Raw genomic sequence first — 12,451 nt, forward strand, 5'->3', positions numbered from 1 at the left:
GTATGTTTTTGATCAAATGCTGCTCAGCCTGCTCCCCACCGTTGCCACAGCAGGCCCAGGTATTCGTGCCAGGCCAGCTCGCTGCGCCACAGATAGCGGGCCTGGGGCAGGTAAGTATAAAGCGGCAGGGCGGCGTCGCTCTCCTTGGCCTGGTGATCGACCGGGGCGGCGAGGGGATGGGCCCCGGCGGCGGCGAACAGCGCCATGGCCCGGGGCATGTGGCCGGCGGAGGTGACCAGCAGCGCCCGGCGGCCCGTTATCAGCGGCGCCATGGCCTGGGCTTCTTCCGCCGTGTCTTTCGGCTCGGGCAGCAGCAGCAGGCGGCCGGGCGCGATGCCGAGCGCCACCGCCACCTCGCCGTAGAGCTCGGCGCTGGTGCGGCCCTCGCCACCCGCATAGCCGCTTAACACCAGCCGGGCCTGCGGGTAGGCGTGGGCCAGGCGCACCCCCTCGGTGATGCGGTAGAGCCCGGCCTGGCCGAGCTGGCTCAGCAGCGGCAGGCGCGGGTCCGCCACCTGGGCGGCCCCCAGCACCAGTATGTCCTGCACCGGCTCGGCGGTGATCTCATGGGGGGGATAGCGGGATTCCAGCGGCGCGATCAGGGCGTTGGCCACCGGCCGGGTGGAGAGCAGCAGCAGTGTCGACAGCGACAGCATCAGCAGGGCGATCCCGCTGCGTTTTTGCCGCAACAGCAGCAGAAACAACCCCAAAAGTCCCAGGATCAGCAGCAGGGGCAGCGGCAATAACAGGCTGCCCAGCCACTTTTTCGCCAAAAACATCGTCTCCATGCACGCACGCGTTTGTTAACCGTGAGGGTTGTGCCAGAATAGCCTCCCCCGAGTCACGAAGAAACACCCAGGTGCAGCGCAATACCAGTTTCGACGGCAAGAGCCATACCTTTTCCCGCAATATCTACGGCACCACCAAGGGCCGCATCCGGCTGGCGGTGCTGGGCCGGGATCTGGACGAGCTGCTGCAGCGCCTGCCCCCCGGCCCCCTGCGCATCCTGGACGCGGGCGGCGGTTTCGGCCCCCTGTCGCAACCCCTGGCGGCACTCGGCCACCGCGTGGTGCTGTGCGACCTGTCCGCCGAGATGCTGGCCCTGGCCCGGGCCCAGGTGGAAGAAAAGGGGCTGGATGATCGCTTCGACTTTATTCAGGGCCCCATCCAGTCGTTGTCGGTGGAGGAGCTGGGCCGGTTCGATCTCATCCTGTGCCATGCGGTGCTGGAGTGGGTGGAGGATCAGACCGGGCTGCTCGCCACCCTGCACGAGCTGCTGGCGGACGACGGCCACCTGTCGCTGATGTTCTACAACCGCGATGGCCTCTTGTTCCACAGCCTGGTGATGGGCAACTTCGACTACGTGCACGCCGACCTGGTCAAGAAACGACGCCAGAAACTGACGCCGGGCTGGCCCTGCCGGCCGGAGCAGGTTTACCGGTGGCTGGCGGAGCTGGGCTTTGCTATAACCGGGCGCAGCGGCGTGCGGGTGATCCACGACTACCTGGTGGAGCGCGAGGTCAAGCATCAGCGCCCGGACGAACTGATAGCCATGGAGCTGGCCCACGCCCGCCGGGAGCCCTTCGTGCACCTGGGTCGCTATATCCATGTGCTGGCGTGCAAGGGCTCCGGGCCGGCCCCCGGCTGAATGGACCCCCGCCTTCGCGGGGGTGACGGAAAGCGCGGGGGTGACGGAAAGCGCGGGGGTGACGGCACTCCCTCGTCATGCCCGCGCAGGCGGGCATCCAGGGCGAACGGCGCCGGGCCGGCCCCCGGCTGAATGGACCCCCGCCTTCGCGGGGGTGACGGAAAGCGCGGGGGTGACGGAAAGCGCGGGGTGACGGCACTCCCTCGTCATGCCCGCGCAGGCGGGCATCCAGGGCGAACGGCGCCGGGCCGGCCGCCGAGTGAATGGACCCCCGCCTTCGCGGGTGACGGAAAAGCGCGGGGGCGACGGAAAAAGCCGCAACAGTATAAAAGCCGCCGGGCCGGCAAGGGCCGGGCGGCGCCAATGGTGAAGAGAGCAGAATGATGACGGAAATGTCCCGCACCCTGCCGGACTGGATCGGCTGGGTCAGAGAGGAAAACTTGGGGCTCAACCTGCCCCCCGAGCGGCTGGCCTTCCTGCTGGCGGTGCATATCGTCGGCCGGGGCGGCGAGCAGCCACAGCTGACCGAGGCCGAGCTGCACCACGCCTTCGGCTACGTCAGCAAGGGCTTCGCCCAGGCCGACGACACCCTGGCCAGCCGCGCCAACAACGCCATCAACGATCTGGTGCGCCAGCGCCTGCTGAGCCGCTTCCAGGGCGAGCCGGGGGAGGGCGAAAGCCTCTACCGCCTGACCCGCCTGGGCCTGGCCATCGTCGAATTCTTCGCCGCCCAGCGGGAGGTGAGCCAGATCAAGCTCTCGCTGCTGCTGGCGCAGATCGCCCACGATCTCGACAAGGTGGCCGAGGCCATCGCCGCCGAGCCGGACGAGCAGCGCTGGGCCCAGGAGGTGGAAGGCCGGCTCAAGTACTCGGTGGCCGAGCAGCTGGCGCGCATCGACGACACCCAGCGCGCCATGGACGAGCAGCAGAGCGCGGTCAAGGCCAATATCGCCGCCCTGCTCAACAAAAACTGGCACGAGGCCATTTCCGCCTGCGAACAGCTGCTGCGGGAAACCGGCCACACCCTGCGCGAGCTGCAGGACACCCTGGACAAGGCCGGCCACGGCCTGCAGCAGAGCCTGCTCAATATCGAGGAGCGGCTGCAGCAAAGCGTGCGCGGCATTACGGTGGCGCCCCTGTGCCAGCAGCTGCAGGCGCGGCTGGACGCCATCATCCACTGGGGCAGCCAGTGCATCGAGCTGTGGTCCCGCTACGACCGCCACGTGCACCGCTTTATCCGCACCGCCATCGACATGGACAAGAACCGCGCCTTCAGCCAGCGGCTGCGCGAGTCCATCCGCCATTTCGACAACCACAACTGGCGGCTGCGCCTGGCCCAGGCGCAGCCGCTGCTGGAGCTGCGCGACGAGACCATGGCGGCTTACGCCGAGGAAGTGACCGGCGAGCTGCCCGAGGAGCTGGAATACCAGGAGATGGTGGACCTGGCCGCCGAGCTGTCGGAGCGCATCCGCGGCCATTTGCAGGACTTTCCGCTCACCGGCCGGCCGCTGGACCTGGCCCAGGTGCTCAGGGACTACCTCAACGATTTCCCCCATTACCAACATTTTGATCTCGCCCGCCTGCTGATCGACGAAGCGGTCAAGCTGGGCCATGCCGACGCCGAACGCCAGGGCGCGGCCATGCCGGACTGGCAGACCATCAATGCCCACGGGGCCAAGGTACAAGCACATGTCATCGACCAATACTGAACTCGCCCTGGACCCCCGCCTGGCCCAGGCCATCGCCAACCCGCTGTTTCCGGCGCTGGACAACCAGCTGCGCGCCGGCCGCCACGTGACCGCCGACGAGTTGGAGCAGCACTCGCTGCTGCAGGAATACTTCACCGAGCTGGAGGCCTTTTACCAGCGCTACCAGGTGGAGCTGGTGCGCGCCCCCGAGGGCTTTTATTACCTGCGGCCCCGCTCCACCAGCGAGCTGGGCACCTCCATCCTCTCCGAGCTGGAGATGCTGGTGGGCAAGGTGCTGTGCTACCTCTACCTGAGCCCGGACCGGCTGATCAACGAAGGGGTGTTTTCGCTGGCCGACCTGCAGGAAGAGATTTTGACCCTGTCCAACGAGCAGGCGCTGCTGCGCATGGTGAACCAGCGTGCCGGCGGCTCCGATCTCGACAGGCGCAAGCTGGCCGACAAGCTGAAAAGCGCCATCCGCCGGCTCAAGCGCCTGGGCATGGTCAGCGCCGTGGGCACCCAGGACAAGTTTCGCATCACCGAGGCGGTGTTCCGCTTTGCCGCCGACGTGCGCAGCGATGAAGACCCGCGCGCACTGCAATTGCGCATGATAAAAGACGGCGAGGCCGTGGCCGGCGCCGACAACGAAGAAGAAGAGCAGGAGAACGACCAGTGAGCAGCGTTAACAGAGGCAAGTTTCACTCCCTGACCATGGTCAACTGGAACGGCTTTTTTGCCCGTACCTTCGAGCTGGACGCCCTGGTCACCACGCTTTCGGGCGGCAACGGCGCCGGCAAGTCCACCACCATGGCGGCCTTTATCGCCGCGCTCATCCCCGATCTCAGCCTGCTGCACTTTCGCAACACCACCGAAGCGGGCAGCCAGTCCGGCAGCCGCGACAAGGGTCTGTACGGTAAACTGCAACGGGGCCACTGCTATTCGCTGATCGAGGTGGACACCTCCCAGTCCGAGCGGGTCTGGTTTGGCGTACACCTGGAGCAGGTGGCCAACCGGGACAACAAGGTCAACATGGTGCCCTTCGCGGTGCAGGGACTGAGCGAGGGCAGGTCCCCCACCGAGCTGCTGCTGAACCGGCTCGACGACGGCCGCGGCCAGGTGCGCTCCCTCAACGAGCTGAAGGCCGCCGCGGTGGAGGCGGGCCTGCGCTTCACCCGCTTCAATACGGTGAGCGAGTATCACAACTTTTTGTTCGACATCGGCGTGACCCCGCGCAAGCTCAAGGATCAGCGCGACCGGGTGAAGTTCTACCGGCTGATCGAGGCGTCCCTGTACGGCGGCATTTCCAGCACCATCAGCCGCAGCCTCAAGGACTACCTGTTGCCGGAAAACGCCGGCATCCGCAAGGCCTTTAACGACATGGAGGCGGCCATCTTCGAGAACCGCCGCACCCTGGAGGCCATCCGCGAAACCCAGCGCCAGCGGGACCTGTTCCGCCAGCTGATCACCGAAACCACCCACTATGTGGCCGCCGACTATGTGCGCAACAGCGCCGAGAAAAAGCGGCTGTCCGGGCAGGCCCTGGCCGCGCGCAAGGCCCTGGCCGAGGAGCGCCGCATCCTGGCCGAGGAAAAGGCCCGGCTGATTTATCTGGCCGACGAGCTGGACAACCTCTCCGCCCGGGAGCGCATGCTCACCGAGGAGCTGGACATCGCCTCCGAGCACCTGGCCCGGGTGCTGAGCGGGGTCAAGCTCAACGAGAAGATCGAGTCCTACCAGCAGGAGCTGGATGAGCTGGAAGAAAAGCTCGCCATCCAGGAGGAAATGCTGGCCGAGCTGCAGGACGAGCATGAAGAGGCCGCCGCCACCCGCCTTGCCGCCGAGGAAGAGGTGGACAGCCTCAAGAGCCAGTTGGCCGACTACCAGCAGGCGCTGGACACCCAGCAGACCCGCGCCATCCAGTACCGCCAGGCCCAACAGGCGCTGGGGGAGGCCAAGGTGCGCTGCGGCCTGCCCGAGCTGAGCCCGGAGCAGGCGAGGGAAGAAGAGCAGCGCCACCAGGGCCGCGAGCAGGAGCTGACCGCCGTGGTGCTGGAGCAGCGCCAGCAGCTTTCCCTGGCCGAAGCCGCCAGGGCCCAGTACGACCAGGCCCTGGGGCTGCTCGAGGCCGTGGCCGGCCCGGTGGAGCGGGCCGCCGCCTTTGGCCGTGCCAACCAGCTTATCGAGCAGGGCCGCGACTACCAGGGCCTGCTGGGGCGGGAAGAGGGCATTCGCCGCGCCCTGCAGGACGCGGAGCAGGCCGCCGAGCGCCGGCAGAAGGTGCAGGCGCTGCAGGCGGAGCTGGCCCGCCATGGCCGCGCCGTGCAGGATGAGGCCGAGCTGGAGCTACAACTGGCGGAGCTGGAGGAGCAAAAGGCCGAGGTGGAAGAACAACTGGCCGACGGCGCCGAGGACAAGCGCCAGCTGCAATCACAATTGGCGCAGGTAGCCCCCCAGGTGGCCCGGCTGCGCGCCGAGGCGCCCGCCTGGCACAAGGCCCAGGCCAAACTGGAGCGGCTGCGCGAGCTGAGCGGCCAGATGCTGGCCGACAGCGCCGAGGTGACCAATGCCATGCAGCAGGCCCTGCGCGACGAACACCAGGCCGAGCAGAGCAAGCAGCAGTCGCTGGCCGCCAAGCAGCAACTGGAGCAGCAGATCCGCCGCCTCGGCAGCGGCATTGATGCGGATCCGCGGCTGCTTGCCCTGTGCGAGCAGCTGGGCGGTACCCTGCTGGCGGACGTGTACGACGACATCAATGTGGACGACGCCCCCTATTACGAGGCCCTGTATGGCCCGGCCCGCCACGCCATCGTGGTGGCCGACCCCCGGGCGGCGCTGGAGCAACTGCAGGCGCTGGAGGAATGCCCGCCGGACGTGTATCTGATCCAGGGCAACCCGGACGCCTTCGACGAAGATTTGCTGCAGGCCACCGAGCTGGACGGCGCCATCTGGGTGCAGAATGGCGAGCGCCAGCTGCGCTATTCCCGCTTTCCCGCCGAGCCCCTGTTCGGCCGCGCCGCCCGCGAGGCGCGCATCGAGATCCTCGGCGCCGAGCTGGAGGCGGTGAGCGCCCGCTATGCCGAGTCCGCCTTCGCCCAGCAAAAGCACAGCCGGCTCTACCACCAGCTGAGCGAATTCGTGAATGAGGGCCTGCAGCTGGCCTTCGGCCCCAGCCCGGAAGAGGCCCTGGCCGAACTGGCCGGGCAGCAGCAGGAGCTGGAGCAGGCGCAGGCCCGGCTTGCCGAGCAGCAGGCCCAGTGGCAGCAGAAACTGGCCCTGCTGCGCGAGCAGCAGGGGCTGCTGCACAAGCTGCTGCCGCTGGCCGCCTGGCTGGACGCCGAGGGGCTGGAAGAGCGCCTGGTTGCCGCCCGCGCCGAGGCCGACCGGCTCAAGGCGGCACGCGACTTTATGGCCGCCCACGGCCAGCGCCTGGGCCGGCTGGCCGAGCAGGTGCAGGTGCTGCGCCAGGATCCCGCCGGTTACGAGGCCCTCAGGGCCCGGGTGGAGCAGGCGGAAGCGGAACTCACCGAGGCCCGTGCCCGCACCTATGCCCTTAACCAGCTGGTGGCGCGGCTGCCCCATTTCGCCTACGCCGACGCCGAGCAGCTGCTGAGCCAGAGCTCGGCCATGAACGACAGCCTCAAGGCCAAGCTGGTGCAGGCGGAGGAGGCCCGGCGCAAGGCCGGCCTGCGCGCCGAGCAGCTGGCCGGACGGGTGAGCGACGCCCTGCAGGCGCGCACCGCCCTGGTGACCGGCCGCGACGCCCGCAGCCAGACCCTGAACGAGTTCCGCGAGGAGCTGGGCGCACTGGGCATCGTGCTTGCCGCCGACATGGAGGACAGGGCCCGGGAGGCCAAGCGCGAACTGGAAAACGACCTGGTGCAGACCCGCAACCGGCGCAGCCAGACCGAGGCCCAGCGCCAGGTGACCAAGCGCGAGATAGAATCGCTCGGCCAGCGCCTGGGCAAGGACGGCCAGGGCTACTTTGCCGCCCGCAAGGCGCTGGTGGCCCACAAGGCCAACTGGGCGAAAGTGGAGCGGCTGGCCCGTGAGCACGGGGTGGAGCGCAGCCTGAGCCGGCCGGAGCTGGCCTACCTGGACGCCGAGGAGCTGAGATCCATCTCCGACAAGGCGCTGGGCGCCCTGCGCATGGCGGTGAACCACGACGAGGAGCTGCGCGACGCCCTGCGCCTTAGCGAGGGCAACCGCAACACCCTGCAGAAGGTGCAGTTCTACATACTGGTGTTCAGCTACCTCAAGGCGCGCATCCGCCACGACATCATCCGCGCCGACGATCCGGTGGAGGCGCTGGAAGAGATGGAAGTGGAGCTGGGCCGGCTGGCCGACGAGCTGAGCTTGCGCGAAGGCCAGCTGTCGCTCTCCTCCCACGAGGTGGCGGCCAAGATCACCACCATCATCCGCCGGGAGCAGAACCGCATCCGCCTGCTCAACCAGGGCCTGCAGAACATCAGCTTCGGCCTGGTGGCCGGGGTGCGGCTCAACGTGAACATCCGCGACACCTACCAGCGCCTGCTGGAGGCCCTGAGCGACCCGGAGGGGCGCCACCAGGACCTGTTCAACAGCAAGGAGCTCAGCTTCTCCGAGGCCATGGGCAAGCTGTTCCAGCGGCTCAACCCGCAGCTGGAGCAGGGCGATCGCAGCCCGCAGGTGCTGGGCCAGGCGCTGCTGGACTACCGCAACTACCTGGATCTGGACATCGAGGTGCAGCGCGGCGCCGACGGCTGGCTGCGCGCCGAGAGCGGGGCGCTGTCCACCGGTGAGGCCATCGGCACCGGCCAGGCCATTCTGCTGATGGTGCTGCAGAGCTGGGAGGAAGAATCCCGCCACCTGCGCGCCCGGGAAGTGCTGCCCTGCCGCCTGCTGTTCCTGGACGAGGCCGCGCGCCTGGACGCCCGCTCCATCGCCACCCTGTTCGAACTGTGCGAACGCCAGGACATGCAGCTGCTGATTGCCGCGCCCGAGAACATCAGCCCGGAAAAAGGCACCACCTACAAGCTGATCCGCAAGGTGCACGGCAAGCAGGAGCATGTGCACGTGGTGGGCCTGCGCGGCTTCGCCGGCGCCGCCTGAGCCAAAACGCCCGGGGTGCGTATGAGACGAGCCGTAGGGTCGACTTCAGTCGACCAATAAACCCCAAGCGGCCGCATCCGCGGGCGTTGCGGACTGCTGACAAAGCTTCGTCGTTCTCTGTAGTCACTCCCGCGAAGGCGGGAGTCCAGTGCGCCATGTTATGGATCTCCGCCTTCGCGGAGATGACCAGGGTTCAACAACGGCGACAAAGGGGACTATCTGGCAAAAAGCAGGTAATGGACGTCTCCTGAAGCCCAACAGCCCGGCACCGCGTCCGCCTGACAATAGCTGTCATGAGAGTGTCATGATCCGCTCGCGCCTTTTTCTCCCCTTCTATACTTAATAGTGGCTGACAACCCTGCTAACCGCGGCCTACAAGCAACAAGGAGTGACGGCAAAGAGTGGCCGTTGTGGGCTGAATGCCCTTATCGAACAGGAAGTTGACCATGCGGGAATGCGGAAACATCAAAGTGCTTAATCAAACGTGATGATTAATCCGAGGAATTATCATGAACATTTTCAAGAAAGTTCCGCTAGCCATCCTCATTGGATCAACCCTGCTGCCCGCTTATGCCCTGGCCCAGTCGCAGATGGGAGGATCGGGCACAGTGGGCCCCAGCGCGGGCGACAGGGAGTTTTCCCTTTCGGGAACCGGCTCCAGCAACAAGGACTTCGACAGCAGCAGTTTTGGCATATCGGTTGACTACGGCTGGTACCTGTCGGACAGAATGCTGGCGGGTATTCGCCAGAGCATCAGCTACGCCGACGTGGAAGGCGAGGATCTGTCGGATGATTTCTGGAACGGCAGTACCCGCGGCTTTGTCGACTACCACTTCGGCCAGGGGGCGGCCCGTCCCTTCGTGGGCGCCACCTTGGGCGGCATTTACGGCGACGGCGTGAAGGACACCGGCACGGCCGGCCTGGAAGCCGGCCTTAAATACTATATGCTGCCTTCCACCTTCGTGCAGGCCAGGGCCGAATACCAGTTCCTGTTCGACAGTGGCGACAGCGCCAGCGACAACTTCGACAACGGCGCCTGGGCCTATGTGCTGGGCATGGGCATCAATTTCTGATCCGGACTCCTTGGCAGGGCAGCCGCCCCGCCAAGGATCCCTCGCCATCTCCACAAAAACGGGCATCCAACGCAAACCGGCCCGTCTTCCGTAGGCTCGGCTTCAGCCGACTAATAACCCCTCATGGACCTGCCATCACCAGTGTCCGCAGCGGCGGTTGTTTGCCGTCCTGCCCGCGAAGGCGGGCATCCAGAACAACCCCCCCATTTCGCAAACCAAAATGCCCGGCATGATAAAGTTTCATTTGAATTCCATGCCGGGCGCGGCAAAATACCCCATGACTACAGGGAAGGAGAGAGGCAAGGTCGCCCGCAAGATCCGGGCGGTAGCTTGCCCGAGAATAGACAAGGCGGGCGACCGGACACATATGCGGCGATGGCTACCCGGGCAGGTTGTCCAGCGGGCTGCTGGTGAAATGCCGACCGATCACCATAAAGCAACGAAAAAATCAGCCGGTTGCGCTGGTCAAGTTGCTCCAGGATCAAAGCTACCTCCGCCTGGGTGAGTACAATACGCCGGTATTGAGAGGCATGTTGGAAACCAAGCTCTCCCTGTTCGATATTCAGCACCTTGTGGTACATAAAGGCCAGCGCGTTCAGGGCCGTTTTCTGGGTGTTTACCGCCACATGCTGCGCATTGGCCAGCCACGAAAGAAAGGCGCGTACCTCGGGCGCTCCCATCTCGGCCGGATGTGACAGATGATGGAAACGGATGTAGCGCTTTATCCAATGCAGATAAGTCTTTTCGGTGCGGAGACTGTAGCCTCGCAGCCGCAGCTCTTGCCGGATACGATTGAGAAAAGGACCGCTTCCCATGGTGGATCTTCCTGCTGGCTCGTTACTATGTGATACTGCATAAATGCACAGTATTTTGGGATTCCAGTTTGCATGCGTGAATTGATGGTATAGGTTGCATATATATCATCAATACTTAAATGAAAAACCAATATTATCCGATAGTTATAAAATAAGTGCTGTAGATTGTGTGTCTTGTCAGGTACAAATATGTGCATACGCGTTTTTCGCAGTTGCTGATGGCCAACGACGTTGAAAATGCCATTTAAATCATTCGATTAACTTGTTGTTCTCACATAAACACGGGAGTGTTTATGCGCATGCGCAGTATTATAATGTTATGTGTAACTGGCAAAGCATAATTTGCTCTACTCGTTCAAATCGACTTCAATTTCAAGTTTTTACTTTTCGTTTGTGCTCAGCTTTGAGATATCCGCAGCAATAGAGCCGCCAATCGAATACACTAGTGCAACGGAGGGCGAATGGTAGAAATCAGCAAGAAAAGCATAGAAGCTACTAAGAACAATCATCACGTTTGGGCTAACTACATGAAACGGTGGTCGCCTGATAAAAAGCATGTTTTCTACACAACCAAGAAAAACAAGAAGACCGCTTTTGATAGCGTTAAAAACGTTGCTGTCGAGCGTGATTTCTATCGTGTTCAATACCTTACACCTGAACATATAGAGGCGATTAAAAACTTCTCGAAGAAAAGCCCGAAAGAGCTTCATGAACAGCATATGTCGTATCTAAGTGACTTTATTTTGATGCAACAGATTGAGGCTATGTATCGAAAGAGCAATGTAAAAGACAATACAGCAGATAAGATGCTAGAAGCATGGAAAAGTAACGGGATTGAAAGGCTTCATTCTGCGCATGAAAAAGAAGTGCAAATCGTTCTTGCTGGGCTGGCGGGTCATGACTTGTCTGTGTTAGATGACAGTAAAAACATGTGCTGTTTTACGCAGTTTTTTGCTCAACAGATCACTAGAACCAAGACGTTTAGAGATGCTGTCTTAACTGGTGTATCAAATAAAGCAACCACCGACGAAGAAAAGCACCTAGCCAAAATGATGAAAGAATGCTGGTGGTTTATCAGTTACATGTTCGGTATGAGCATGGGGCGATCAATATTTCTAGATAGACATGATGATAATCATTGCTTGCTAATCAATGATACAGACATTCCGTTCATTACATCTGACCAGCCGATTGTGAATGTTCATCAAGCATTGACTGACGAGATTAAGTCACCAGAAAACCATGAGTGTGACATGTACTATCCGATATCACCAAGCGTTGCTTACATGGTCAATAAGTCAAATCGCTTTCCACGCGGAAAAGTTAAAATATCAGTTGATGTCGTGGAAGAAATGAATATCAAAATAGCTAAACGAGCAAATGTTCATATCATTGGGAATAGTGAAGAATCGCTTAAGCCATACAAGAAGTATATCGGTATAAATCTCAATGCTATTAAGGCGTCTTAAAATGGCTGATTCGATATACATACACGAAAAATCTCGTATTTGCAGGCTTTTAGTTATATATCGATCAGATAGATGCATGCTGAATGTGCTTCAAAATTCTCATTGAATAATACATATAATAAATACGGATAAGTGTCGCTGTGCTCACTGGGGCTGGCTAACGTCGGCTCCTTAACAAAAAGTTATAAATAACAGGAGAATTCATGCATCCAAATAGACATGCAATAGCATTTGGCAGTTTGGTCTTTTTAGTCGTCACTTTTATTGCTCTTATCGTTTTGGCTCTTTGGGTATGGCCTAAATACAAAGTATACAAGCTTGAAATGAACGGCGTTGCTGCTCTGAAGGAAGCAGAGTGGAGTAAACAAATTTTAATAGAAGAAGCTAAAGCCAGAGAACAAGCTTCTTTAATGCAAGCCAAAGCTAGAGTTACATTGGCTCAAGCAGAAGGCGAGGCCAAAATTGTTCAAGCAAAAGCTGAGGGTAGGGCTGATATTGAAAGAGCCAAAGCAGCGGCTGAAGCAAATAAAATAATTGGTGAATCGCTGAAAGATAATGAGGAATATCTTCGTTACGTTTGGATTAAGGGGCTTCAAGATGGAAAGGGAGAACGAATTTATATTCCAACCGAAGCAGGTCTGCCAATTCTTGAGGCTGGTAAGTGATTTGT

Annotated in this window: 9 protein-coding genes; 7 read left to right on the forward strand and 2 right to left on the reverse strand. The window is 61.5% G+C overall.

Translation table 11 applies throughout. From position 1 onward, the window contains the following. Positions 1-23: 23 nt before the first annotated feature. Positions 24-779 carry an ElyC/SanA/YdcF family protein gene (locus tag ACT7DK_RS09165; protein ID WP_445398421.1) on the reverse strand — a complete coding sequence of 252 codons (756 nt, stop codon included), beginning with the start codon at positions 777-779 and terminating at the stop codon, positions 24-26. An 80-nt stretch (positions 780-859) separates the two neighbouring features. Here ACT7DK_RS09165 and ACT7DK_RS09170 point away from each other — a divergent pair, with 80 nt between their 5' ends. The 5 genes from ACT7DK_RS09170 (at position 860) to ACT7DK_RS09190 (ending at position 9,497) form a co-directional block, all read left to right on the forward strand. Further along, positions 860-1,648, forward strand: coding sequence for a methyltransferase domain-containing protein (locus tag ACT7DK_RS09170; protein WP_445398423.1), 789 nt, complete (start codon positions 860-862; stop codon positions 1,646-1,648). A 383-nt stretch (positions 1,649-2,031) separates the two neighbouring features. Beyond that, entirely contained in the window at positions 2,032-3,357 is a 1,326-nt protein-coding gene (mukF, locus tag ACT7DK_RS09175; protein WP_445402312.1) for a chromosome partition protein MukF, read from the forward strand. Beyond that, entirely contained in the window at positions 3,338-4,012 is a 675-nt protein-coding gene (gene mukE, locus ACT7DK_RS09180) for a chromosome partition protein MukE (RefSeq protein ID WP_096779227.1), read from the forward strand. Before mukF ends, mukE begins: the two co-directional genes overlap by 20 nt. Continuing rightward, on the forward strand, positions 4,009-8,424 hold the full coding sequence (gene mukB, locus ACT7DK_RS09185) for a chromosome partition protein MukB (RefSeq protein WP_445398426.1): 4,416 nt from the start codon (positions 4,009-4,011) through the stop codon (positions 8,422-8,424). The genes mukE and mukB overlap by 4 nt, the downstream gene beginning before the upstream one ends. A gap of 509 nt (positions 8,425-8,933) precedes the next feature. Further along, the gene (locus ACT7DK_RS09190; RefSeq protein WP_445398428.1) at positions 8,934-9,497 is read left to right on the forward strand and encodes a hypothetical protein; all 564 of its coding nucleotides are present in this window, start codon (positions 8,934-8,936) and stop codon (positions 9,495-9,497) included. Between the two features lie 281 nt (positions 9,498-9,778). Here ACT7DK_RS09190 and ACT7DK_RS09195 read toward each other — a convergent pair whose 3' ends face one another. Next, the gene (locus ACT7DK_RS09195; protein ID WP_445398430.1) at positions 9,779-10,312 is read right to left on the reverse strand and encodes a site-specific integrase; all 534 of its coding nucleotides are present in this window, start codon (positions 10,310-10,312) and stop codon (positions 9,779-9,781) included. 461 nt (positions 10,313-10,773) lie between these two features. Between ACT7DK_RS09195 and ACT7DK_RS09200 the strand changes: the two genes are divergently transcribed. Beyond that, entirely contained in the window at positions 10,774-11,781 is a 1,008-nt protein-coding gene (locus tag ACT7DK_RS09200; protein ID WP_445398432.1) for a DUF4238 domain-containing protein, read from the forward strand. Between the two features lie 203 nt (positions 11,782-11,984). Beyond that, positions 11,985-12,446 carry a hypothetical protein gene (locus tag ACT7DK_RS09205; RefSeq protein ID WP_445398434.1) on the forward strand — a complete coding sequence of 154 codons (462 nt, stop codon included), beginning with the start codon at positions 11,985-11,987 and terminating at the stop codon, positions 12,444-12,446. Positions 12,447-12,451 lie beyond the last annotated feature (5 nt).

The organism is Zobellella sp. An-6, from assembly GCF_052487945.1.